Origin of the sequence: Flavobacterium nitrogenifigens (genome assembly GCF_003254565.1) — a bacterium.
Lineage (GTDB): Bacteria > Bacteroidota > Bacteroidia > Flavobacteriales > Flavobacteriaceae > Flavobacterium > Flavobacterium nitrogenifigens.
The window spans coordinates 43,385-69,215 of the sequence record NZ_QJRI01000172.1; the positions used below are offsets into that span (position 1 = coordinate 43,385).

At 32.7% G+C, this 25,831-nt stretch carries 25 protein-coding genes and 1 tRNA gene; 7 read left to right on the top strand and 19 right to left on the bottom strand.

Annotation, left to right across the window (positions count from 1 at the left end):
- Positions 1-27 precede the first annotated feature (27 nt).
- Complete coding sequence (locus DM397_RS09360; protein WP_008467137.1) at positions 28-477, top strand: GatB/YqeY domain-containing protein; 450 nt, start codon at positions 28-30, stop codon at positions 475-477.
- Between the two features lie 120 nt (positions 478-597).
- Positions 598-671: transfer RNA gene (locus DM397_RS09365), tRNA-Arg, on the top strand.
- Between the two features lie 146 nt (positions 672-817).
- On the opposite strand, the gene DM397_RS09370 is transcribed toward DM397_RS09365, so the two are convergent.
- Positions 818-1,339 carry a hypothetical protein gene (locus tag DM397_RS09370; RefSeq protein WP_111377286.1) on the bottom strand — a complete coding sequence of 174 codons (522 nt, stop codon included), beginning with the start codon at positions 1,337-1,339 and terminating at the stop codon, positions 818-820.
- 158 nt (positions 1,340-1,497) lie between these two features.
- Positions 1,498-1,941 carry a hypothetical protein gene (locus DM397_RS09375; protein WP_111377287.1) on the bottom strand — a complete coding sequence of 148 codons (444 nt, stop codon included), beginning with the start codon at positions 1,939-1,941 and terminating at the stop codon, positions 1,498-1,500.
- 467 nt (positions 1,942-2,408) lie between these two features.
- Between DM397_RS09375 and DM397_RS09380 the strand changes: the two genes are divergently transcribed.
- Both DM397_RS09380 and DM397_RS09385 read left to right on the top strand, forming a co-directional pair.
- Positions 2,409-3,350, top strand: coding sequence for an AraC family transcriptional regulator (locus tag DM397_RS09380; protein WP_111377288.1), 942 nt, complete (start codon positions 2,409-2,411; stop codon positions 3,348-3,350).
- A 729-nt stretch (positions 3,351-4,079) separates the two neighbouring features.
- A complete protein-coding gene (locus tag DM397_RS09385) occupies positions 4,080-5,003 on the top strand; it encodes a helix-turn-helix domain-containing protein (RefSeq protein WP_239457828.1) in 924 nt (307 codons plus the stop codon).
- Positions 5,004-5,117: 114 nt separating this feature from the next.
- Here the strand turns inward: DM397_RS09385 and DM397_RS09390 are convergent, their stop codons facing one another.
- The 9 genes from DM397_RS09390 to DM397_RS09435 form a co-directional block, all read right to left on the bottom strand.
- Entirely contained in the window at positions 5,118-5,666 is a 549-nt protein-coding gene (locus tag DM397_RS09390) for a GNAT family N-acetyltransferase (RefSeq protein WP_111377289.1), read from the bottom strand.
- Between the two features lie 379 nt (positions 5,667-6,045).
- Complete coding sequence (locus DM397_RS09400; protein WP_111377291.1) at positions 6,046-6,906, bottom strand: hypothetical protein; 861 nt, start codon at positions 6,904-6,906, stop codon at positions 6,046-6,048.
- Between the two features lie 141 nt (positions 6,907-7,047).
- Positions 7,048-7,512: an Mpo1 family 2-hydroxy fatty acid dioxygenase gene (locus tag DM397_RS09405; RefSeq protein WP_111377292.1), complete on the bottom strand. Its 465-nt coding sequence runs from the start codon at positions 7,510-7,512 to the stop codon at positions 7,048-7,050.
- A 46-nt stretch (positions 7,513-7,558) separates the two neighbouring features.
- Positions 7,559-8,074 (bottom strand): DUF2199 domain-containing protein, encoded by a 516-nt coding sequence (locus DM397_RS09410; protein ID WP_111377293.1) that lies wholly within the window; start codon positions 8,072-8,074, stop codon positions 7,559-7,561.
- A 2-nt stretch (positions 8,075-8,076) separates the two neighbouring features.
- The gene (locus tag DM397_RS09415) at positions 8,077-9,324 is read right to left on the bottom strand and encodes a TMEM143 family protein (RefSeq protein ID WP_111377294.1); all 1,248 of its coding nucleotides are present in this window, start codon (positions 9,322-9,324) and stop codon (positions 8,077-8,079) included.
- Between the two features lie 487 nt (positions 9,325-9,811).
- Positions 9,812-10,327, bottom strand: a complete 516-nt coding sequence (locus DM397_RS09420) for a hypothetical protein (RefSeq protein WP_111377295.1) — start codon at positions 10,325-10,327, stop codon at positions 9,812-9,814.
- Positions 10,328-10,404: 77 nt separating this feature from the next.
- Positions 10,405-10,869 (bottom strand): hypothetical protein, encoded by a 465-nt coding sequence (locus DM397_RS09425; RefSeq protein WP_111377296.1) that lies wholly within the window; start codon positions 10,867-10,869, stop codon positions 10,405-10,407.
- Positions 10,870-11,154: 285 nt separating this feature from the next.
- Entirely contained in the window at positions 11,155-11,868 is a 714-nt protein-coding gene (locus DM397_RS09430; RefSeq protein WP_111377297.1) for a LytR/AlgR family response regulator transcription factor, read from the bottom strand.
- Positions 11,844-12,926: a sensor histidine kinase gene (locus tag DM397_RS09435; protein WP_239457829.1), complete on the bottom strand. Its 1,083-nt coding sequence runs from the start codon at positions 12,924-12,926 to the stop codon at positions 11,844-11,846. Before DM397_RS09435 ends, DM397_RS09430 begins: the two co-directional genes overlap by 25 nt.
- An 81-nt stretch (positions 12,927-13,007) precedes the next feature.
- On the opposite strand from DM397_RS09435, the gene DM397_RS09440 reads away from it, so the two are divergent.
- Positions 13,008-13,253, top strand: a complete 246-nt coding sequence (locus DM397_RS09440; protein WP_239457830.1) for a hypothetical protein — start codon at positions 13,008-13,010, stop codon at positions 13,251-13,253.
- Positions 13,254-13,524: 271 nt separating this feature from the next.
- On the opposite strand, the gene DM397_RS09445 is transcribed toward DM397_RS09440, so the two are convergent.
- The 6 genes from DM397_RS09445 to DM397_RS09470 form a co-directional block, all read right to left on the bottom strand.
- Complete coding sequence (locus DM397_RS09445; protein WP_111377298.1) at positions 13,525-14,331, bottom strand: hypothetical protein; 807 nt, start codon at positions 14,329-14,331, stop codon at positions 13,525-13,527.
- A gap of 73 nt (positions 14,332-14,404) precedes the next feature.
- On the bottom strand, positions 14,405-15,214 hold the full coding sequence (locus DM397_RS09450; RefSeq protein WP_111377299.1) for a hypothetical protein: 810 nt from the start codon (positions 15,212-15,214) through the stop codon (positions 14,405-14,407).
- Positions 15,215-15,345: 131 nt separating this feature from the next.
- Positions 15,346-16,110: a hypothetical protein gene (locus DM397_RS09455; protein WP_142479111.1), complete on the bottom strand. Its 765-nt coding sequence runs from the start codon at positions 16,108-16,110 to the stop codon at positions 15,346-15,348.
- Between the two features lie 1,099 nt (positions 16,111-17,209).
- Positions 17,210-18,307: a hypothetical protein gene (locus tag DM397_RS09460; RefSeq protein WP_142479110.1), complete on the bottom strand. Its 1,098-nt coding sequence runs from the start codon at positions 18,305-18,307 to the stop codon at positions 17,210-17,212.
- 344 nt (positions 18,308-18,651) lie between these two features.
- Positions 18,652-19,806: a hypothetical protein gene (locus tag DM397_RS09465; RefSeq protein WP_111377302.1), complete on the bottom strand. Its 1,155-nt coding sequence runs from the start codon at positions 19,804-19,806 to the stop codon at positions 18,652-18,654.
- A 40-nt stretch (positions 19,807-19,846) separates the two neighbouring features.
- Positions 19,847-20,053, bottom strand: a complete 207-nt coding sequence (locus tag DM397_RS09470) for a hypothetical protein (protein ID WP_111377303.1) — start codon at positions 20,051-20,053, stop codon at positions 19,847-19,849.
- A 90-nt stretch (positions 20,054-20,143) separates the two neighbouring features.
- Here DM397_RS09470 and DM397_RS09475 point away from each other — a divergent pair, with 90 nt between their 5' ends.
- Positions 20,144-20,539, top strand: a complete 396-nt coding sequence (locus DM397_RS09475; RefSeq protein ID WP_111377304.1) for a peptidase S24 — start codon at positions 20,144-20,146, stop codon at positions 20,537-20,539.
- Positions 20,540-20,763: 224 nt separating this feature from the next.
- Positions 20,764-22,293, top strand: coding sequence for a SulP family inorganic anion transporter (locus tag DM397_RS09480; RefSeq protein WP_111377305.1), 1,530 nt, complete (start codon positions 20,764-20,766; stop codon positions 22,291-22,293).
- A gap of 363 nt (positions 22,294-22,656) precedes the next feature.
- Here DM397_RS09480 and DM397_RS09485 read toward each other — a convergent pair whose 3' ends face one another.
- Positions 22,657-23,856, bottom strand: a complete 1,200-nt coding sequence (locus tag DM397_RS09485) for an alkaline phosphatase family protein (protein WP_111377306.1) — start codon at positions 23,854-23,856, stop codon at positions 22,657-22,659.
- Positions 23,857-24,179: 323 nt separating this feature from the next.
- Positions 24,180-25,811 (bottom strand): chaperonin GroEL, encoded by a 1,632-nt coding sequence (gene groL, locus DM397_RS09490; RefSeq protein ID WP_111377307.1) that lies wholly within the window; start codon positions 25,809-25,811, stop codon positions 24,180-24,182.
- Positions 25,812-25,831 lie beyond the last annotated feature (20 nt).

Below are 25,831 nucleotides of genomic sequence, written 5' to 3' on the forward strand. Positions count from 1 at the left end.
CTTAGCTTATTCAAATAAAATATAGACATGAGTTTACAAACACAAATCATGGACGAAATTAAAACGGCCATGAAAGCAAAAGATACAGTAGCTTTAGAAGCATTAAGAGCTGTTAAATCTGAATTATTATTGGCTTCAACTGCTTCTGGATCTAAAGAAGATTTATCAGAAGATGAAGAGATTAAATTACTTCAGAGATTGGTTAAAACTCGTAAAGAGAGCGCAAGAATCTTTACAGAGCAAAACCGTCCAGATTTAGCAGAACCAGAATTGGCTCAAGTTGCTGTAATCGAGAAGTTTTTACCAGCTCAGTTGAGCGAAGAAGAAGTAGAAGCTGTAGTTGCAAAAATCATTGCTGAAACAGGAGCTTCTGGAATTGCTTCAATGGGTAAAGTAATGGGATTGGCATCTGCTCAATTAGGCGGAACGGCTGAAGGAAAAACCATTTCTACAATTGTGAAAAAATTACTGTCGTAATTTTTAAATTCCAATAAAGAAATTCCAAATTCCAAATTGGAAAGTTCAATATATAAATTCCAAATTCCAATACTAAACTTGGAATTTGGGATTTTAAAAATTGAAAATTTAAATATTTTTGACCTCGTAGTTCAACTGGATAGAATATCAGATTTCGGCTCTGAGGGTTGGGGGTTCGAACCCCTCCGGGGTCACTATAAAAAAAATGAAAGCCTGAGAATATTGATTCTTAGGCTTTTTTTGTGGTTCGAAAATTTTCAACATTTTCTTCTAGCTTTAAGAATACCAGTATTTATGGGAGAAATTGGTTCGAACCCCATCATCGCTGTTAGTTGAAATTTTATATTCTCTTTTCTAATTTAAGTATAACATTTCGATCTTTTGATTGATAATATTTTATTCTAACATAGACATTTTCATCTAGCACTCCTCCTTTTGATTTTGCATTATTATAGCCAAAGTCAGATAAATCAAAATCTGAAAATTCAAATTCTACATTTTTAACATTAAATCTTTCAGTATCGTGTCCTGAGTATGGCATTCCGTGAAAGTTTTTCACATAACCTTCTATAGATTTTAATCCACTATTTAACATGCTGTAAGTTCGGTATATTTTAATTGTTTGAATAAAGAGCAGAAATGCAAAAAAGATTACTGCAACATATTTAATTATTTGTGCATTTGTATTATCAGCGCTTTCGTTTTGTCGAAATAAACTCTGAATCAAATTTCCTTCTTCATTTTCATTATTACGGATTTTATTAACTGCTATCCAATAGATAAATAGGGGTATAATCATAAACCATGATTTTTGTATTACGTCCGAAATTCCGAAATCGTATATAATCTCAAATTGTTTCATTAAGTTTGATTTAGAATTTTGGCTAAAGGTTTATGTACAACAGTGGTTTTGGGATTAAATTAAGTCTATCATTAAAATTTGTCAAATCTCCCAAATACAAAGCAAATTTTTCATTAAGCCGATTACCGAAATCCTTTGTAGTAATTATTAGTAGAAGATCACTTTCTATAAACATACTTGTGATCAGGAATATATAAATTCTCATCAAAAGCATTTATTATTGCTTGTATAGTAGCAATTTCAAAATCTCCTACACTTGAATCAACTGGATGAAAAGTTGCATCAAGTATCTCAAAATATATATTGACTCTTTCTCCTCTAATAGCTTCTAAATAAGAGATAAAAAAACTTAAAACTTTTTCAATAGCTTCTCGATAAGCACCTTTTGGAAATTTTTCTTCTTCTAGATGCCAATAGCAAATTGAAGAACCTAACTCCGTTTTTTCGAAAATTTGAATTTTAACATGCCCGTAATGTGTTCCAGCATGTTTTATATAAATTCCTTCCCCCTCAATTGGAAAATTAATTTCTCTTAATAAAATTTCATTTATTTGATGAAATTCTATAGCTGATAAAATTCTTTTAATTTTTGTTCTTTCCATTTGAGTTTTTATGATTACTCCTATATTTATATATGTACCTGAGGATATCAGACTTACTTACCCTAAATAGATTTGCCAGACATGTCAAATCTCAGTGTTTACTGATTTTCAAAAATAGGATTTTTATTTCATTAATAATCAAACGGGCTTTTTATTTATTAAGTAATTTTCGTACTAACATGAATGTGAATTTGGTGTACTTGTTCCTTTATGAATCGGGAAAGCGATTGTAACCAATAAGGGATGTTAAATTCAAAATAGTAAAATTAGATATCATTCAAAATCTTTAAATCTTACAACAAATGATTCGAATTCTGTACCGCCAAGGTCACTATAAAAAAAATGAAAGCCTGAGAATATTGATTCTCAGGCTTTTTTGTGGTTGAAAAATACATTCTTAACTTTGGTTTCAATATTGGTTTACACATCATGAATCTTTAGTCGAAACGAAATATAGATCCAAAAGCATGACAAAAGAAGAATCTATTAAAGAGTATTATTTTAGAATAAATAAGAGTATAGATTATATTAAAGAAAACCTTCATGAAGAACTTTCTTTAGAGCAATTAGCTGTTCTTTCAAATTTTTCAAAGTTTCATTTTCATAGAATTTTTAAGTCAGTTACAGGGAGAACAATTAATGATTTTATTAAAAATGCAAAAATTGAAAGAGCCTTATTCTTCTTAATGAACAATCCTTCCAAAACGATTAGCGAAATAGCAACTGATTGTGGTTTTTTAAGTATTTCGTCCTTTTCAAGAGCTTTTCGTGAAGTTAAACAGCAAACACCTTCTGAATGGCGGAAGTTGTATAAAAATAGCAATATCGGTATAATAGATAGCAATATTGGAAAAATGCAGTCCGAAATCGAAAACTACCTTGCACTCAAATTAAATAATTTAAAAAATATTGAAATGAGTGAAACTATGAAACTTGATTTTGAAGTCAAAAAACTGGATGCATTTAATGTTATTTATATTCGAAATCTGAATATTCACAAACATGATAGTGAGACATTTGAAGATATGTTTAAACAGCTTTTTAGCTGGGCTTCTCCGAGGGATTTGGTAAATTTTCCTGAAACGAAAGCATTAACCGTCTATAGGAGTAATGCTAATTTAGAAGGAATGCTTCAAGCAGATGTTTGTTTGTCTGTTCCTGAAAAAATAATAGGAGAAGGAATAATTGGCAATACGACAATAAGTGGTGGATTGTATGCTATTTTCCATAAAGAAGCGCCAATGTCTGAATGCTTTAAAACATGGAATTATATTTACGAAGTATGGTTTGAAGAAAATGGGTATCAACCAGATAATAGAAATTTCTTCTTAAGTCATTTAAATGATCCTAAATTGCATCCCGAAAAACATCACATTATTGATATTTATATACCAATAAAATTACTGTGATAATTATGAAATTGTCATTTAAGATCTCATTTTCCCTTACGGGAATTGGTTTGCGATTTAATTTTAGAGTAAATTATTTTTAAATATTATATCGAAGTACTTATACTAAAATGTTACTTAAATAGAAAATAGGCATTAGATTATGCAGCTATTTAAAATCCTTAGCTCTTCTAGTAACGATTCGAAGTCTGCACCGTCAATGTCACAATAAAAATTAAAAATCTGAGAATGTCGATTCTCAGATTTTTTTTATGGTTTGAAAATCGATTTAGAAATGATCTAATTTTAATATATTCTGCATTTACGTAGAATTTAGGTTTAAACGCTGTCAAGTTTTTTTCGTTTTAAGTAATACCATAACTACTTAAATGATCTCCGTTTTTTATTAGTACATTAAATTTGTAGTAAAAATAATAATGATATATTTGTTTATGAGTGAGTTATTGGTGATTTAAGCTCGCTAATTTAAAGCTTAAACTTCTGTAATTAATTATTACAATTGCGGTCTTTTTATTGGCAAGATATTCTTAAAAGAAAAATCATATTCAGTTAAAATAATTTTTAATGAAGATGCATAATTGACTCAAATAAGCAAAAAAACACAAAAACAACTATTAGTTGCCAGAATACAACTGAAAGTAGTGTAAAAGCAACTAAAGGTAGGTGCTATTTTTTGCATCGGGACTAACGGACAAAATAACTTTGTGACATCACAAATACACAAAAATTATGATGCTAAATTCACAATCAATTGGCAATAAAATTGTCGCAGCAAGAAAGAAAGTAAATCTTTCACAAGCTGAACTTGCACAAAAGGTATCCATAAGTCCTCAAGCAGTTGGTAAATGGGAGCGTGGCGAATCTATGCCGGATATCACGACATTAAACCGACTTGCAGAAATTCTGGGTGTTGACCTTAACTATTTCTCTGATAGTTTTCAGACTGAAAAAAATGTAACACCATTTATTGAAAAGATTTCTAAAGAAACAGGAGAGAGTGCAAAAAACAATCCAAGTGAAAAATTTGACTGGAATTGGGATATGTCTCAAGGTAATTGGATTGATGCTGATTTTTCGGGTTTAAAAAACTTAAAGGAAAAATTTAGCTCTTCAAATATGAAGAACTGCAAGTTTATAAAATCTGATTTATCTGGATTAATTCTGGGAAAAAATAATATTGAAGCGTGCGATTTCTCTAATTCGGACATTAGAAACACCAAAATCCAGTCTTCTAATCTTTCAAACAATCAGTTTAAAAACTGCTATTTTATTGATGCTAATATTTTTAAAAGTAATATTGAAAAATGTAATTTTTCTGAAGCTGACTTTTCGGGTGCGGAAATTTTGGAATCAAACTTAGAGAGCAGTACTGTAAATGATGTCGTATGGAAGTTTACGAAATTTTGCAAATCAAACATTAGTAATATTGTATTCACAGGAGCTTTTGAAGACTGTCATTTTGAAAATTGTTCCTTCTATGGAGTTAAATTTCAGGACGCGACAATTTTAAACACTTTTTTTAAGTATAATGATAGATTTAAAAAAGTTCAATTTATTAATTGTAAAGTTGACAAAATTACTTACGCATTTTTAAAAAACAACCAGGCAAATTTGACCGGAATTTCAATATTAGAAGATATTGACAAACAATAGAATAATCACTGTTGTGAACATTTCAGACAATCGAGGTCAATAATAAAAAAGCCTGTAAAGCATATATTTTGCAGGTTTTTTTTATGGTTTGAAGATTTTAAGATTCTCTTCTAGTTATTGATTTTTGCTATTTCTTAAAGTGTAAGTTACCAGATTTTTTACATTCTCATGGGTATTGTTATATTTTTTATTCTCCAGTTCAAAGTTCATTTTCTTTAATATTGATACAGAATTAATATTGTCAGAAGAGGGAAAAGCAGTTATTATTTTTGCTTTTATTTTTTCAAACGCATATTCTATTATTTTTTTGATTGCTTCGGTCATTATTCCTTTGCCTTGAAATTCACTCAACATTTCATATCCTATTTCTACAATTTCATTTTCAATATCAAAATTCCATAAACAAACTGAACCAATTAGGTTGTTATTTTCTTTTTCTGTTATAACCCAATAAATGCATTCATTTCTCGCAATTAAATTTTGCATTTTGATTATATATTCTTCTGCTTTTTTTAAGCTTGATGAATTTTCTCTTCCAACAAAAGCATTTACAATTGCATCAGAATGTAATTTATGTATTAGAGTGACATCAGTGTTTTCAATGTTTCTTAATACTAATCTTTCGGTAATCAGTTTAGGGAAATCTTTAAAATTCAATTCCATTCTGTCTTTTTTTGATTTATTTTTTAGGCGAAATTTTGGCTTTTGCTTGACACGAATGAGTTAATACTACAGAAAATATCAGACCTATTAATCAATATTTGGCAGATATATCTCATAAACTTTCCAAGGTTTATTATTAAATTGTATTTTCTTACTATTTCTTTTTAGAATTTTTAATGATGTAATAAACCGAAAATACAAAGACAATGCTATAAATAACTGCCATTGCCGGATTTTCAAATTTTAGATTATGAAAGTCAAATTGCTTATACAAGGTCACGCCCAAAATAATGGCTACTATCCAAAAGACGAATGTAATAGGTTGGTTTTTATTTTCCATAATTAGATTGTTGGTTGTTAATTTTTTTTTGGTTCAGATTTATAGTTTATCCTGTTCAGCTCTTAATAGATCAAAAATACTCTCGTTTTTGAAATTCTCCATAAACAAGTTAATTAGAGGAACAGTTGGGCTTTTTGGATATTTTTTCATGAATCGGTTGAACTCCTGAATATTTTCTGGATAAATATAGTTTTCGTCTGTTGCTCGCTCTGCAGTTGGTGTATTGTCTTGACCAACAAGATAATCCATCTGGTAATTTTTATATTGCTCTTTTACAGATGCAATCAAATTTGAATCAGGATATTTGGTCATGAAATTTTCCCATGAAATTATTCTTTCTCCCAAATCTTTAAAAGAGATAACAAGTCCAGCATCTGCAGAATAAAGCGATTTGCTTTCTTCACTTATTAAATACAAATAATCTTTATAATCATTCGTAACATAGTTTTTAAAAATCTGATAGTAAAAATCATGAACGGGATCTATTTCAACATATCCTTCGCCAATTTCAGAAAACTCTAGTTGGTGTTTAGAAAGTTTTTCGCCTAAAAGCTTAACAGCTTTTTTATTGGCCTCATCTTCATTGTAGAATTTATCCAATACTCCAGCTTCTTTTTCGGCTATTTGCTGTACTAAAGCGGTATTTTCTTCAGAATATTTTTCATACAAAGCATTGGCTTCTTTATTAGAAAGTGTTTTTAATTTGAGAATAACTTCATTTTTATTTTTAGAAAATTGTTCTAAAAGTGATTCTGAATTACTGTTTTCTGTTGTTGGAGCGGACTGCTCTTTAATAGTGTTGCTTTTTGTTTTATTGACGCTAGAAATAGGTTTGTCGTTATTTTTTTTACAGGCAGAAAGTAAAATTCCGAAAGCTAATAACGCAGTTAATCTTCTCATTTTTGGACTTGATTTATTACGCTAATATAAAAAATATTTGAAGTATATTTTAGTCATAAAAAAAGGACAAAAAATATTTGTCCTTTTTTTAAATTTCTAATATTTGTTTCTAGCTCTTGTTCTTTTAGTTGCTGAGAAGCTCTATTTCCTAGAAAACAAATTCTCAACAACCCAAGCAGGACCGATCAATAAAAACTGAAGATCTTTTAAGAATGAAGGCTTTTTGCCTTCAATATTATGTCCATAAAATTGTCCGATCCAAGCAATGACGAAAACGCCGATTGAAAATGCCCATAACGGAACAACTTGTCCGATATAATAATTTAAGATTAAACAGATTCCCGAAAACAAAGCAATTTTAATTGCCATTGCAACCGATAATCTAATGTAGAAAACCAAAACAAAAAGCAGAACTACAAAAGCCCAATTTTCGACAATAGGTAAATTTAGGTTTAAAGTGTTGGCAATAATTCCGCTCGGAATACTCATTAATAATCCAACGATAGAAAAGAAAATTGCGGGAACGCAAATGTAATGAATCGCTTTATTGGTCGGGTTTTGGTGACTTACGGCATATTCTGCAAACCATTGATCTAATGTTCTCATTTTTTGTGGTTTTAAGGTTAGATGCGTAAATCTAGTAAAATTTCTTTTAGCTTTTACCGTGCTGAATTTTCATTATTTGATCTACAATCGAAATGGCTTTTTCCAGTGTAATTCCGTTTTCCTGATCTAGAGTTAAAGGATGATTTTCTTCGATCAGTTTTATTTCCGGAATTAATCCTAAATCTTGTTCAATGGCGATTGATTTTAGAGATATGGTTTTGCCGTAAGTGGGAACATCAGTCTGCATCCAGCCAAAATAAGGCTCTTGATTAATTCTGTTGGTATCTTCCCATAAATCCATTCGTAGGCAGAAATTATCTTCGCTTATCGTAGTCCAGACATTAAAAACCAAATCTTCATGATAATCGATTATCGGAATGGTCAATCTTCCGCGATGAAAAAAATGTTCTTCATCAACATAACACCAGCTTCCTCCATATTCAATTCTTTGTTCTCTTTCTTCGGGCGGAATTGTAAAATAATAAGCAGGAAATTCGTTGCCGAAACATAAAGGCATTTCGTCAAAAACTTCTCCGCAGCAGGAACATTTGTAGGTATACATTTTTAATTATTTAGAGCATCAGCTTTCTGATTGTATTGAAAAACATTATCCCAAAGTTCATCTATGGCAATAAGCGCTTCATTGAGCGGAATCACTTCCCATTTCCCATTAGTTTCTAATCCCAAACCAATGCTTTTTAATTTTAATAAAGCATCGTTTACGTCAAAATCTAAATCGGTATTTAGTTTGGTTTGAAACCAAGATTCAATTTGATTGTCCAGCTCTTCGGCTGTTAAAGAATCTTCACTTTCGTGTAAAAAAGTATAAGCTAGAATGGTTTCCTTTAAAGCTTCTTCTTCAGAAGAATTTAATAAAGAGTAAAAAGCGCCACTATTGTTTCCAATATTCTTAAAATACAAGCTGTCAGAAAGTGTTTTAGAATATCTGATTTTCTTATTTATGAAGTTGTTGTATTGGCGGAAACAATAAGCACCTAAAATTCCAAGCGCAATTAAACCTTGATTTAAAGAAGTTTTACTGTTTAATAAATCGATGGTTTCGCCAGTTTGATACGCTTCATACATGTTTATCAAAGCTGGAATTACTTTTGCACTTAATAACGAAAGTCCACCAAAAACTCCTGGAACCCAAAGTAGCAATTTATCTTTGAGAGACATTTTCGGAATAGCGTTCGGAAAAATGGTTTCAAGATCGTTTTTAGGAACACGCTTAAAGATTTTCAGTGCAATAGAACCTGGATCAATTGGCATTTTTCCTAGTTTGACTTTCTTTTCTCTTAGGTAATCAGCGTCGCTATAATTAAGATAAATAAGCACTCTATCATAATATTCAATTTCGACTTCTTTGGTCCAGAAAAAGTATTTTTTGATTTTTTCTTTCGCCTTGTGATGTCCGCGCGCATAGAGTTCAAAATCTTTAAAAGCATTAAAATCGATAGAAAGGTTTAGTCCAATCAAATCTGATTCATTAAAAGCGTCGTTTAAAGCTTTCTGGTTAATTCTGTAGTAATTGCCACGTTCGAGAACTTTTAGCAACGTTTCTTTAAAAAGGGGGAAATCGCTTTTATTGATAAACTGTTCACGTTCTTTTTCGCTTAAATCAGGATCGTAAAGTGCGTAATGCTGTTTTAGATTTCTATTAAGGTTAAAAGATTCGTAATGATAATAGTGTTCGATAATTTCGAATAACTTTTTAAAATCATCAGCTTTTTGCGCGTTTCCGGCAAACGTAGCGATTTGCTGCTCTAGTAAAAATTCTTTGTTAAACGGAATATAATGTTCTCTAGTCATGCGGACTTAATTTCGTGGCTTTTACAGAGCACAAAAATAAGGCTTTTTTCTTAGGCGCAAAGGAGCAGAGGTACAAAGCAACAGAGGTTTCTAAGAGTAATGTTTTTTTAACGCAAAGTGCGCTAAGAATTTTTAATTAAAGACTTAATAAACCGCAAAGTCCGCAAAGCTTTGTGTAGATCAAGCTTTGTGTCTTAGCAAACTTCTCAAAAAAAAACTTAGCGAACTTTGCGTAACCCTTTGCGGTAAAAAAAGATTAGATAGGTAAACAAAAAAAAGTGAAATTTCTAATCGGTACCAGCGATTTGAAATCCCACTTTCTGTTCCAAAAAAAAAGTGACAAAAATTAAAAAGCTCTCTATTAGAAAACCTTGCCTAAACTAAAAATTATTCAGAACAATATTAGTTTAAAATTAAGTGATGACTACGGGTATTTATACCTGTTTTTTTTAGAAGAATTTTTTCTTTAGATTTTAAAAGAAGGAAACTAATTTTTTGCAACGATATATTTTACCGAAACAATTTTTATAGATTTTATCAGTCCAAAATTTAAGGAAGTTTCTTGATCAAATGTAAAAATACAACTAGATTTAGCGTCAATTCCATAACATGGTGAGGTGGCTTTTGATGCAAAATTTCCAATAGATTCTGCGCCATCAACATTAATAGTAATTACTGGAGCCCCTGTGACATTAAAGTCATTACGATTGTTTAGTTTTATCTCCATTTGAAGTCGGTTAGTATTTTTTCCAGTGTCTGGGGTATAAACGAAATTCAAAATTTCGTACGAGAAATTTTCAAGTTCTTTGGTGTTCTCTTCCACAGGTTCAATTTCAAAATCGCAAGAAACTTCTCTTTCATACGCAGGCATGTAAGATGATCCAGATGGTGTTTGTATAGTTTGTGCAGGAATAGTAATCATTTTGGTGCAATCTCCAGAAGAACAGCCAAAAAAGAATAAAAAAGAAATTGCAATAAAAATCAGCTTTAAAGTTTTAATCATGTTTTATTGATTTGAAAAGTTGTTTACGAATGAGTGAAGTCATAACATTTTAAAAAGTGCAAAAAAATAAAAAAGAGTTAGCTTAATGCAGATTTCTTTAATTCGATTACGCCTTGAATATATTTTATTAATTCTTCTTTGGTAACGGCAAAAGGAGCTTTTTCTGCCTCGAATTCCAAATATAAATTGGCAATGCTTTCGGCATCAAGATTTTGAGTGAGGTAATGATGCTCTGCATATTGTATAAGATGATCTACAAAAAGTTCGCGCTGTTTTCCTTTTTCAATCGTTTCTAGATCGCCTTCTTTTATTTTTTCGATTACAGATTCTGGCAAGTCTATTGTGAGATACATGCAGTCAACAGCAACTTTCGAAAGCAGTTCTTTGGGGACTCTTCCTGTTGCGTCGCAGTACGCGCAAGGTGCAGGAACCCATTTTAATTGACGGTTTAAACGGCGGATATCATCCCAATCAACAAATCTTTTTCCAAGACATCTCGGACATTTTGTATCTGATCTTCTAAAAAAATTAAAAATGTTCATTGGTTTTTTAGGGGCTTAGTGGTTCGGTTGGCGCGAATTTAAATAATTAAGTAAGAAAAGTTTCTTAGTTTGCTGTTTTTTTTAAGAAAATAATTCACAAAATATCAATTGACGGTAATTGCTACAGGATTAAAACAAATAAAAACAATAATTCCTAGATTCTGTAAGTCTTATTATAACTAAGAATAAGAGATCTTGGAGTTGTCTAGAATTTCATATAAAGAAAGAAGCCCAACTTAAAAAGTTGAGCCTTTCAAAAATTATCTAAATATCTAAATGGACAAATTATCTAATCGAAAGATTGTTCAATAGAATCTGATATTTCCTTCCCACAGGAACAATATCACCATTAGACATCGTAAGATTTTTGGAAGTAACGGAAGAAATTTTAGTTGTATTTACAATAAAAGACCGGTGAACTTGCAAAAAATGGGCACAATCAATTTCGGCACTTATACTCGCAAGTGAACCATAAATGACAATTGGAGATTTTAATTTGCAGTTGTACAATTTCATATAATTGCCTAGACTTTCGATGTACAAAATATCCGAAAGAGGCGTTTCAATCACCTGTCCGTTGGAACGATAAGAAAGTACTTTTTCGTCATCGCTGGTTTCTTTTTTAAGATTATTTCCAGAATGATACGTTTTGGCTTTTTCGATTGCTTTTGAAAATTTATCAAACGAAATGGGTTTCATCAAATAATCGATCGCATCGTTTTGATAAGCCGAAAGGGCAAAATCAGAATAAGCCGTAGTAACAATTGTAATGGGGCGTTTGGGCTGGAGTTCCATTAATTCTACACCCGAAATTACGGGCATATTAATATCTAGAAAAATAATATCGTACTGGTTTTCGTTGAGCAGTTTTATGGCTTCCATACCATTAAAAGCACTTCCAGAATGTTCCAGTTCGTCAAATTTGGAGATATGAGAAATCAAGGCTTTGTGTGCCGGAGATTCGTCATCAATTATTAGACAGCGGTAGGTAAGTGCCATATACTCAATTTTACAATAAACATATCTTTTTCTTTCCTACAGCTCAAATCGTGTTTTAAACGGTATACTTCTAGACGTCTTTTTAGATTTTCAATTCCAATTCCCGTACTCGAAAGGCGCGATCCCGAATCGAGATAATTGTTTTTTAAAGTAAAAGTAACACTTCGGCAATTTACCTTCAAGTCGAGATTGATAAAAGGTTCGGCAGTTTCGGCAGAAAATTTCACTGCATTTTCTACCAAAGGCAGAAAAAACAAAGGCGGAATCTCGATTTGGTCGTGAACACCTTCAATTTTTTGCGTTACAGCTAGTCTTTCGTTTCTAAAGGTGTAATATTCGATGTATTTTTTAATAAACGCAATTTCTTCCTGCATTAAAACATAATCTTTCTTAGAAGCTTCAATCTGATAACGCAGCATATCTGAAAGATTCAGGATTCGATCTGGAACTTTTTCGGGTTCTGCCAAAGCTTCTCCATAAAGATTATTCATTGCATTGAGTAAAAAATGCGGATTCAGCTGCTGTTTTAAAAACGAAAGTTCCGATTTGAAATTCATAATATCTTTGTCGGCTTGGCTCATTTTTTTGCTAATAACAATATGCAGGAAATAAAAAAAGCAGCCGTTTATGATGAGCGATACAATCTGAAGGGTTTTTAAATTTCCTAACTCCACAAGAGGAAGGAACCAGTTCATGAAGAAATAAAAGCAAGTCCAATAGACTGCAAGAAGCGTGAAAAAGATTTTGAACCTTTTGTGAAATAAAAAAGGTTTGATAATGCAGATATTAAAAACCGTAATCCAGACAATACACGGAAAATATCCCATAGCAATTTTACTGAGAATGTAAGACCAGCTATGTCCGTCGAGTTTTACTTCGTCATAAATACAGGCCAAAATAACTAAGTAAACAAGTGTATTTACGATTAGGTTTCGTAGAAAAAAGTTCTGGTAGATTTTTGCAATTGTCATATCGACAAAAATAATACAATCGTATAGTTTGTAGATATTTATCAAGAAAAAATTATACCAACGCCATTCGTATAAATCGTACGCCATTGGTATAAAATTGCTGTTAAAATAGGAGCTTCTCCTTTATTTTTGAATTCGAATTTCTATACTCTTTTTAATAAAAGTAAAATGTACCAGTTTAAAGAATTAAAAGATACCAATATGATCGTGGAGATTTTTAAAACAAATGTTCAGAAAGAATCTGATCGAGATTATGTTGTAGCTGTTATGCAAAATCAGTTTCCAGATTACAAAATCAATTTTGATTTGGAAGATTGCGATAAAATTTTACGAATTGAAGGTATTGATCTGCAATGCGATAGCGTAATAGATTATGTATCTCGTTTAGGTTATGTTTGTGTTAAAATAGATTAGGTTTTGGTAGAGTGTTGAAAATCAGACTTTATTAATGGTTTGTTTTTTTGTATAGATTTTAAGTTCTGGTAAAATGTGATTTTTAGTTTTGAATAATAATTTTATAGAACTTTTAATGAAGTTAATTTTTTTTAGTTCAAGCGACTATAGAAGTCTTTTATGCTATAGGGAAGATTTTAGATTCATTAGCATTTTTTTAATATAAAAATACCAGTCGAAATGCGATTTTCGACTGGTATTTTTTTTAGATATTGCGGAGTCTATAGGGATCTTATTTTAATCTTTTTACAGAGAAAGAAGCAACCGATGCTGTTCCTGCTGGATTTAAATTAAGACCTTCGATGGTAAAATTAGTCGTATTGGCAGCTCTAAAAGAATAGGTTTTACCAGCCTCTAGATTAGTTGAGGAAACTAAATTGCAATTGGTTCTTCCTGTAAGGACGATACTAATGCGAGCCATCCATTTATTGTCTGTATTATTCCAAAGGCCAATAGCTTGTGTTCCTGTTGATTGAATAACTGGAAGAGACATCTTAATAGAATATACTCCAGTTGTTGCAACTGAAAAAGAATTGCTAGTCGCAGTACCAGAAAAAGTTTGCAGATTATCTACGATTATGTTAGTAATATTTCCTATAACTGCAGGAGTGGTTCCTGTTGTGCCGTTAATTGAAAAATTTCCCGACATAAGAGCTATAATTTCTTGGGCAACTTCAAGTTTGCCATTTACGGCAATAACAGTTCCTATTTCGCTAGGAACAATATTAATTGAAGGGAAAGCTCCTTTTTTTAAGGTACCATCTGCGGCAACTACAATGGGAGTATCGTTTGTATTGGTGCTAGTTGTCAGATCTGTTATGGCTAAGGTATTAGTAGCAGAAGTGCTGATGGTTGTAGGTTTAGTTAAGTCGCCCCCTAGTTGCACATTTTTGTTCGCAGCGGTTAAACCATTATTGGCAGTTGCAGCCGAGTTGATATTAACAGATACTTTCTCTCCATGTGGTGTGACTAGTATTTTTGATTGTGCTATACTTAAAACAGATTGAAGTAGTAATAGCAGGAAGGTGATTTTTTTCATTGTTCTATTTTTTAAGTTCTTAGTATTGTAAATACTGTATCCCTATCATGTCTTTTTATTAAAAAGGCAATATTTATTTCAATCTTTTTAGTGAAACACTAGCTGATGGTCCAGATCCTGTATTGTCTGAATTTATAGCCTCAACTGTTGACGGTACAGTGTTTCCAACTCTAAAAGAATAGGTTTTAGCAGGATCCATGTTTATAGCAGTAAGTAAGGTTAAGTTGGTTCTTCTTCCTACTGTTATTACATTAATATTAATGCGGGCCACCCATAGTGAATCGGTATCGCAATAAACACCTATTACCACCATTCCTCCATCTGTTGTAATAAGAGGCATGTTCATTGTGACAGCATAAACTCCAGCTGTTTTAATAGTAAAAGAGTTTGTAGTAGCACTACTCTTAAAGGTGTTCTGGTTATCGATAAGTACGTTGGTAAGATTGCCTATAGCATAAGGAGTTCCAGCTGCAAAAGAGTAGTTGGCGGTCATCATAGCAGTTATTTCTTGAGCTACTTCAAGCTTTCCATCTATTGCAATAACTGTTCCTATGTTATCTGGAACAATGTTGATGACAGGGAATGCTCCTTTTTTTAAGACACCATTTGCATCTACAACAAGAGGAATATCGTTTGTATTAGGACTAACAGCTAAACCATCAATTGCAAGAGGATTAGCCTGACTAGTTTTAATGGTAGTAGGCTTGTTTAATTCGCCTCCTAGCTGAATGTTTTTATTTGTAAGAGTTAGCCCGTTATCAGCAGTGCCAATTAAATTAGGGTTAATCTGTACTTTTTCTCCGTGAGGAGTGATTACTGTTTTTGTTTGTGCTATTGTGCATAAGCATTGAAATAGTAATAGCAGACAGGTGATTTTTTTCATTAGTTCATAAAATTTTTAATTTGAAATAAAACGAGCTTAGATTGTAGTCTTGTTGAAGCTAAAAAAATGAATTGCAAAGCAGATATTATGTTGAGGATAAAATTTAGCGTGAATCAAACTTTGTAATTGGGTTATTTTAATCTTTTGATAGAAAAGAACCCGACAGGCCCTGTTCCTGATGTACCATAATTGAGAGCCTCTACTAATAGGTCTACTGTATTTATAACTCTAAAAGAATAGGTTTTAGAGGCATCCAAAGTAATTGATGTCATTAAGGTTAAGGGAACTTTTTGTACAGCATCTAAATTTACACGGGCGACCCATTTGTTATCCGTATTGCACCAGACACCAACAGCAGGTGTACTTGCGGCTGAAGGGGTAACTGGAACATTGATGTTAACAGCATAAATTCCAGTAGTTTTAATGGTAAAGTAATTGGTATTGCTATCGCTGTAAAAAGTATGGCGATTATCAATAAATACTTTAGTCATTCCGCCAAGAGGAGTAGGAATATTTCCAGTAGTGCCAGCAATATTAAGGTTAGCAGTAATCATCGCGCTTATTTCTTGCGCAACTTCAAGCTTGCCATCTATAGCGATAACAGTTCCTATGTCGTCTGGCAGAATGTTTATCATGGGGAAAGCTCCTTTTTTTAAGGTGCCGTCTGCAGTTGCAACAACTGGAGTGTCGCTAGTATTATTGCTAGAAGTTAATCCTGAAATTGCTATAGTATTGGTTGTAGAGGCTTTGATAGTGGTGCGTTTGTTTAACTCACCGCCTAGCTGTACATTTTTGTTGAGTGCCGTTAAACCATTATCTGCAGAGCCGATTGAGTTTGGGTCAAATTGTACTTTTTCTCCATGTTGTGTTACTACTGTTTTTGTTTGTGCTGTCAAAAATCCACATGGGATTAGTAGTAGTATCCAGATAGTTTTTTTCATTTTTTTAAAATTTAAGATTTTAAAGATGTAAGACGATCATGTTTTTACAATAAAAAAAGGATTGTGCTTTTTTACGAAAAACTTTAAAAATGATTGTTAAAGATTAATTTCAATAATTGAAATCAAAATAAATTTTTGCAAAACTAAGTTGATCAATAAAAAAATATAACCCGCTAAAGGACATAGTTGTAGTAAATTAGGGTTTTTTTCGTGTTAAAAAAACTATTATAATTAACGGATAAAGCGGAATAGAGAGGAAGTGAAATATGGATTGGCGAAAAAAGAAACGAGAATTTTTTATGGTTTTTAAGTGCGATTTCTAATAAAATAAATCAATTTGTGTTTTAATGAAATGAAGATCTAATAGGATAGAATTTCGAGATGTTTTTTAGGGAATAAAATAATTGAGGAAAACATATAGAAACCAGATATAATGCTTTGTCAATATATAATTTACAAGGTGTTTTATGCAGATAAAAAGAAAACTTTATAATGGTATGAATGCTAAATATAGATGTATCGTTTCTTAAAATTGAGCTTGTGAGTTGATCTTTATTTTATTGTAAACTATTTCTAAAACAATAATTTAGAGAGATGTTTTTTTGTTTTTCTATTAAATGATAAAAGTGTGGGATTATATGCCTCTCTTTGATTATTGAGTTTAATGCTGTTGAAAAATGAGTAATTTGCTGTTGAATCACGGTTTGTTTGTTGCTTTTTGTTCTAGTTTTATTATTGTCTGTGTTTTGTTGAAAACAGTCTACATCGTGCTAAAATTGTTTTTTTAAACTTATATTTTAAAAGGCATATGGTATTTTTAGTAAGAGTTGTTTTTTGCTATTTTTTACATGATCGATAGTATAATCTCGAGTATCATTGCGAAAAAAAGTGGTTTGAATTGAGAAAAAAAAAGAGGAAGTCTCAAAACTATGAGATATCCCTCTTTCTTTTTTATATTGATAAAAAGACTTCAAAACTGAAAGTTTGGAAGTTTCTCTTTAAGATAAGCCTCTTTACTTTTGGTAAGCTGTTTTTATAACAGTTTTAAAAGTGCTTAATCATTAAAAGTAATAACTGTAATTCTTGCTACCATAGCTTGATTGTCATTTGCTATAGAGCCGACATACGAAGGGAAAGGATTAACATTGGTTCTGGTTGTGCCAGACCAAGATTTAAGGTTAACCCCTACAGTATGCGTTCCAGCAGGAAGACTGATCATCTTTTGAGCAGTGGAGTAATTTCCTAGTTTTACTAAGGTAGAAGGGGAGTCTGTTGCTGAATAATAAGAGGATATCATTTTAGTATTGTCTATTATTAAATCGATACTTCCTTGTACGGGCTGAGAAGCATTTGCAGGAAGGGGTAATACAGAATAAGTAATTAATGCTTTTCCAGAAGTGCTCATTGTAAATGAGTTTGCATTCATAGGGATAGTTGCGGTCGTGTTGGCTGGAATTGATATTAAATCGGTTCCTAAAAACTCATAGACACCCGAAATAGCACCAGGAATTGCTTTTGGAGCAGTAAATACAAGATTACCTGAAGGGTCTGCTGCAGTTAGCATGTAGCCTGTTTGCGGGGCACTACCATTTGTTCCTGCAGTAATTTGCGCTGAAAGTAAAGTTGTCTTATTGTTGCTTTCATCAATTGTTAAAGCATTCGTGCTTTTTACATTATTCCAAATGCCAAATTTTCCTTGGTTTTTATAGATTCCGAAATAGTTGGTATTAGAAGTGATACGATCAAAAATTTGAAGATCATTTTTAATGTAAGCATTCTTTATGTTTAAAAGATTAAAATTTGAGAGGTTTAAATCTTGCGTTGCGATGTGATTACCTAAGTTATCTGCTCCGCTAAAACTAGATCTCGGCACATATTTTAGCACACCACTTGCATCAGTGACTAATACATTGTCTGAAGCTCCACCTGTTTGCAGTCCAGTAAAAGCCAAAGTAAAGGCTGATGTTGTTGCCAGAACAGATGGTTTTGTCAATGCACCGCCTAATTGTATATGCCCATTAGTTGCTGTTAATCCGTTATCAACAGTTGGGCTGATTGTTACTTTTTCTCCATTTTGAGTAACAACTGTTTTTGTTTGTGCCATTACAAATCCACTACAGATTAATAAAAGCATACAAGTTAAATTTTTCATTTTAAATTATTTTTAAACTATTTGTAATTTTTTTTTAAGCATTGATTATTAGGGTATTTTGTTTTTGGAAATGGTAAAGTCCAATTAAAATTTTCCCATGAGAATCGAGTGCAAAATTAATTACCTCATATATGACATTATGCCTTAAAAAGTTTTAGTTGTAATAAAATAAGGTGAATGCTTTTTTTAGTCAAAAAAAGATAATGCATTTATGAAGCATAAGTTTAAAAGTTGATTGTATGCTTTTAATTAATTTCTTTCATGAAAATGTTTTGTGATTGTTTAAGATTAGTTGTTTTGTTGAGAGCGTATTAGTGTTTTTAGTAGATATTTTTATGGCTTCATTATTTTGTATAGACCAAAACAGTCATATTGGGAGCTTGTGCTCCTGTTTCGTTGAAGGAGCCTAAATACGAACCTGTTGTAGGATTAATTCGATGTTTAATAGTTGAATTCGATATTCCTCCTATATAGCTAGCCCATGCTCTTACTCTTAGTTTTATAGTATGAGTGCCAGGCTCTACATCTACTACAGTATTAACAGGTACTGTTGAACCTAAACGGACAAGTCCACCACTGGCGCCATTTGCGTAGCCGTCAAAAAAGCTGTAATAATTTGGATTGTATTTAACGCCATCAACAAATGTGGCAATAGATCCTTGACCAGTGTATCCGGCAGATGAGCTGGTTACTAGTACAGAACCAACAACAACGAGTCTAGAGGGTTTTGTTACTGTTATTGACAAGGTTAATCCGTTGATATCATAGTAATCATTTATTGTACTTGATATTGGTATATCTTGTAGAGGCAATCCAGAACCTGTCACATTATAAGCTCCTACTAGCACTCCTGTTACCTCGCTTGTTGCTGTCCAGATTACATTCCCATTTGTATCGGCTGCAGTCGCCACAGAGCCAGGTACGGGAGTTTTATTGTCTGTTCCTTTGGCTATGGCGGCAGATTGCAGTGTCGTTGTGTTTGTATTTTCATCAATTGTTAAAGCATTGGCACTTTTTGCATTATTCCAAATGCCTAGTTTTCCTTGGGTTTTATAGAGCCCGAAATAGTTGGTATTAGAAGTGATACGGTCAAAAATTTGAAAATCATTTTTAATGTAAGCATTATAAATATTTGTAATGTTTTTGTTGGACATATTTAAATCCATAGTGGCAATATGGTTTCCTAAGTTGTCATTGCCTCCAAAACTTGATCTGGCAACAGATTTTAAAACGCCACTTGCATCAGTCACTAATACATTATCTGAAGCTCCGCCAGCTTGTAGTCCTGTAAATGCTAAAGTAAAGTTTGGTGTTGTTGTCAGAATAGATGGTTTTGTCAACGCACCTCCTAATTGTATATAACCATTATTGGTTTCTAATCCGTTATTTACATATGGATTGATGCTAACTTTTTCTCCAAATTGAGTGACAACTGTTTTAGTTTGGGCAGTTAAAAATCCACTTTGAATCAATAATAATAGATAGGTAATTTTTTTCATTTTGAAGGTTGACTTATAGTTAATGACTTAGGCTTACGGCTTATAGTTTATAGGCTCTACTTTCTATTGCTTTTATAGATTCGTTGTTCAGTTTGTGGTATTCGGTTTTGAGCATGTCGCAGATAATTCCAACCCGATCTCCACGAATAGATTTTCGAATATAATCGTATGAATACCCGTATCTGTCTTTTATAATCTTTAAGACATCTTGATTATAACTTGGTTTAGATTTTATATTTTTGCCCATTGATCTGTTTGTATTAACAATCGGACAAATATAGTAAGATATTTCCTAAACAAACAAGAAATAGTAAGAAATTTTCTAAATATCACTTTAATGATAGAAAATACCATACATAGAATTAAGCAGTATATCGATTTTAAAGGGATTAAAGTCAGTATATTTGAAAAAGAGGTTGGGATGTCCAATGGTTCTTTTGCTAGTCAATTAAAAAATAATAAAACTATCGGGGTAGATAAATTAGAAAATATCTTAAAAAAGTACTCGGAAATTAATATAGAATGGCTTTTGACAGGAAACGGAAATATGTTGAAATGTGATGTTTTAAATGAAGAAGGATTAGTCTATAATAGAACAGAAAAAGAAGATACTGAGAAACTTATTAATTATAAAGAATTGGCTGAGGCCAGAAAAGAAACGATTGAAAGCCTTCAAAAGGTAATTTTATATTTAGAAACTCAAATTGCAGCAAACAGCCAAAATAAAAAGTAGATGCTTTGTGTTTTTGGTTTATAGTTTATAGTTTATAGTTTATAGTTTATAGTTTATAGTTTATAGTTTATAGTTTATAGTTTATGGTTGTGGGGTGTTGGCTAAGTAGAAAATTTTAAATAAAGATTAGAATAGAATAACAGTTCTTAGGATTATTTTCTTCTAGTTTTTATTAAATAGTGGTGTGTTCTGCTTTTAAGCATTATTTTTTACATTTGTACGGTATGAAAAAAGCATTCCAACTCTTCGATTTTAGCCAGAAAGTCAATTACAAAAACGAAATTTTAGCGGGTTTAACTGTAGCAATGACTATGATTCCAGAATCGTTGTCGTTTGCTATTTTGGCAGGATTTCCACCATTAGTCGGCTTATATGCCGCTTTTATTGCGGGATTAGTTACGGCTATTTTTGGAGGAAGACCCGGAATGATTTCGGGCGGGGCGGGAGCAACGGTTATTGTTTTGATCGCCTTAATGAAATCGCACGGAATAGAATATGTTTTTGCCGCCGTAGCTCTTGGCGGTGTTGTCCAGATCTGCATAGGACTTTTTAAACTCGGAAAATTTATTCGGTTAGTTCCACAACCCGTAATGTTTGGTTTTGTAAACGGTTTGGCAGTTGTGATTTTCATGTCGCAGCTAGAACAGTTTAAAACCGTTGTTAATGGACAGGTTTCTTGGCTTCAGGGAACTCCTTTATACATTATGCTAGGCTTGGTTGCTTTGACCATTGCGATTGTTTTGATTTTCCCGAAGATTACAAAAGCAGTTCCGGCATCTTTGGTAGCTATTATGGTCGTTTTTGCTTTGGTAATTGTCTTTAATATCGAAACCAAAACGGTTGAAGATATCGCTTCGGTTCAAGGCGGATTTCCTCCGTTTCATATTCCGAATATTCCATTTTCTTTTGAAACTTTAAAAGTAATATTTCCATATTCGGTAATTGTTGCGGCTGTTGGTCTGACTGAGGGTTTGCTTACACTGAATTTGGTTGATGAAATTACAGGAACAAGAGGAAATAGTAACCGAGAATGTATTGCGCAAGGAAGTTCAAATATTTTAAATGGTTTTTTCTACGGAATGGGAGGTTGTCCTATGATTGCGCAGACTTTAGTGAATCTTGGTGCAGGATCTAGAGCCAGACTTTCGGGAATTATTGCTGCACTGACTATTTTATTGATTATCCTTTTTGGAGCGCCTGTAATAGGCAAATTGCCAATGGCGGCCTTAGTAGGGGTAATGATGATGGTAGCCATTACGACTTTTGAATGGGCAAGTTTTAGGATTATTAATAAAATGCCAAAACATGATATTTTGGTTGGAATTCTAGTAGCTGTAATTACCATTGTGTTGCATAATCTGGCTTTAGCGGTGTTAATTGGCGTAATTATTTCAGCTCTAGTTTTTGCTTGGGAAAGTGCTAAAAGAATTCGTGCAAGGCATTATATTGATGAAAACGGAATAAAACATTACGAAATCTACGGGCCGTTATTCTTTGGTTCAACTACTACTTTTTTAGAAAAGTTTGATATCCAAAACGATCCCAATCATATTATAATCGATTTTAAAGAAAGCCGTGTTTCTGATATGTCGGCGATTGAAGCTTTGAATAATATTACTAAAAAATACAATCAGCTCAATAAAACCGTAGAGTTACAACATTTAAGTGCCGACTGCAGACAACTGCTCAAAAATGCTGATGCGGTTATAAATGTTAATGTTATTGAAGATCCTACTTATAAAGTGGTTAGTTAATTAGATAATGTGGCAATTTGATAATTAGATAATGCTATTGACAATGTGTATTTGTAGAGGCGTACTGCAGTGCGTCTATGCAACGTAACCACAATGATTGATATACAAGATACAAGACTAGACGCACTGCGGTGCGTCTCTACAGATATATGCTGTATGAAATTGTTTTTTTGAATTGCCTCCAGCTTTAGCTGGAGGAATAAAAAGTGTATAAAAAAGGCTTTAGCCAAACTTGATAGTTCGGCTAAAGCCTTTGGAGATGTTTAAATAAGCTGACCTCCAGCTAAAACTGGAGGCAATTCAATATATTAAGCTATTCCAATTCAAAAATTATCTAATTATCAAATTGACACATTATCTAATTTAACGTAGCATTGCCTCTACATCACTCAATTTTCCATCAATTTCGCCAACTTGCAAGCCTAAAATATGAGCAATTAAAGGATAAACCGAAACGTTCTGAAACGGTTTTACTTTTTTATTGACTTTAAAAGCAGGTCCCTTTGCATAGAAAATGGCATGCATATCTTTTTCATCATTGTCATAACCATGCGTTCCGCCATTGATATGCGTGCTTTCTTTGCTAACTAAACTCCATCCTTTATCGGCTTCAATTACAAAATCATGTACACGCGGATTTGTTCCGTAATGTAATCTTTCAGGAACTTCAGTCGATTTCCAGAATTTAATATGTGGCACTTTTTTCAAAGCATTGGCAATCGAATCTTGATAGCCTGGTTTTGCCTGCAGACTCATAATTGGGTTAATAACGTCTTTATAGCCTAACCATTCTGGTTTTATGTAATCCAATACCGCTACTTTTTTATCATTGCTGATAGTAGCCATTCCGTGGTCTGAAACGATGATCAAATTGATTTGTTTTCCAATAGGCAATTGATCTAATCTTCTAGATATTTCGCCCATAATTGAATCCATTTTAATCACTGTTTTTTCGGTTTTTGGCGAAAGCGGACCAAAATTATGACCCGTATGATCTGGTTCGTCAAAATATAAAGTTACCAAATGCGGACGCTGTTTTTCGGGAAGCTGTAGCCATTTCATAACGGTATCTATTCTAGCTCCGTAAGGAACTTTGCCATCGTAGTTTTTGAAATAACTCGGATTTCTATTGTCGATATCAGAACCTGGCCAAAAGAAAGAAGCTGTTTTTACGCCTTGTTCTTCAGCTAAATTCCAAATCGGATTTCCGCCATAAAATCTTGAATCATTTTTTGCATTACTTGATAAAGAAAAAGCTTGGTTCAAAGAAGCATCATAAAAAACATTATTGATGATGCCGTGATGATCTGGGTAAAGTCCCGTTACAATCGAATAATGATTTGGAAAAGTTTTACTTGGGTAAGATGGTTTCATTGATTTTGCATGAACGCCTTCTTTTTCAATCTGCTTTAGATTTGGGAGATTGTACATTTTGCCATAATCCCAGCGAAAGCCATCCATAGAAACTAAAACTACATAATTGTCTTTATTGGTTTGGGCTTGTATAGTTAAAGAAAGTAAAAGAAAAGTGAAAGATAGAAGATAGGTAAAATGCTTTTTCATTTTTTAAATTTATAATAACCACAAAGGTAGAGATAACAGGTATTTTAAAGAAAAAGAGAATGTTAAATAAAAAGTTAGCCACGACCCGAGCGATAGCGAACAGGCGAAGCAATTCACGAATTATTTTTTTTAAATCTTTGCGGGTATCATTATCGATAAATTACACAGATTAAAAGATTATAATCTGTGTAATCTTTTTAATCTGTGGCAAATAAATAAAAACACACAGATTAGAAAAAAATAATTCGTGAATTCGTGGCGAACAAAACAAAAAAAACGCCAGATAGAAAATCCGGCGCTTTAATTTTTAAGAAGAGAATGAATTACATCATTCCTGGCATTCCGCCTCCCATTGGCATTCCGCCTCCGGCATTTTCTTCTTTAATATCAATTAATGCACATTCTGTAGTTAAGATCATTCCAGAGACAGATGCAGCATTTTCAAGAGCTACACGAGTTACTTTTTTAGGATCGATAATTCCAGCTTTAAGCATATCTACATATTCGTCAGTTTTTGCATTGTATCCAAAATCGCCAGCACCTTCAGCAACTTTAGCCACAACAACAGAACCTTCAAGACCAGCGTTTTCAACGATAGTTCTTAATGGAGCTTCAACAGCGCGAGAAACGATTTGGATTCCAGTAGCCTCATCAGCATTGTCAGCTTTTAAGTCAGCTAAAGCAAGTTTAGCTCTCAATAAAGCTACACCACCACCAGCAACGATTCCTTCTTCTACAGCAGCACGAGTTGCGTGTAAAGCATCATCAACTCTGTCTTTTTTCTCTTTCATTTCAACTTCAGAAGCAGCACCAACATAAAGAACAGCAACACCACCAGCTAATTTAGCTAAACGCTCTTGCAATTTTTCTTTATCGTAATCAGATGTAGTAGTTTCCATCTGACCTTTAATTTGGTTTACTCTGTTTTTGATGATATCAGCTTCACCAGCACCGCTTACGATAGTTGTATTGTCTTTATCGATAGAAACTCTTTTTGCGTTTCCTAACATTTCGATAGTTGTATTTTCAAGAGTATAACCTCTTTCTTCAGAAATTACAGTACCTCCAGTTAAGATTGCGATATCTTCTAACATTGCTTTTCTTCTGTCTCCAAAACCTGGAGCTTTTACAGCAGCAATTTTAAGAGCACCTCTTAATTTGTTTACTACTAATGTAGAAAGAGCTTCACCGTCAACATCTTCAGCAATAATCAATAATGGTTTTCCTGATTGAGCAACTGGCTCTAAAACTGGAAGTAATTCTTTTAAAGAAGATACTTTTTTGTCATATAATAAGATGTATGGAGAGTCTAATTCAACTTCCATTTTCTCTGGATTTGTTACGAAGTAAGGAGAAAGGTATCCTCTGTCAAACTGCATTCCTTCAACAACGTCAACGAAGGTATCAGTTCCTTTAGCTTCTTCAACAGTGATAACACCTTCTTTTCCAACTTTAGCGAAAGCTGTAGCGATTAATTCGCCAATAACTTCGTCATTGTTAGCAGAGATAGAAGCAATTTGCTGAATTTTATCAGAATCACTTCCAACCACTTTAGCTTGTTTTGCTAAGTCAGCAACGATAGTTTCAACAGCTTTGTCGATACCACGTTTTAAATCCATTGGATTTGCACCTGCTGCAACGTTTTTAAGACCTTCTTTTACGATCGCTTGAGCTAAAACTGTAGCAGTTGTAGTTCCGTCTCCAGCTAAATCATTGGTTTTAGAAGCAACTTCTTTTACCATTTGCGCACCCATATTTTCTAGTGCGTCTTTCAATTCGATTTCTTTTGCAACAGAAACACCATCTTTAGTAACCGTTGGTCCACCAAATGATTTTCCGATAATTACGTTACGACCTTTTGGTCCAAGAGTTACTTTTACAGCATTTGCTAATGCATCAACACCACGTTTTAAACCGTCACGTGCTTCAATATCAAATTTTATATCTTTTGCCATTTTTTTATTTGCTTTAGGCA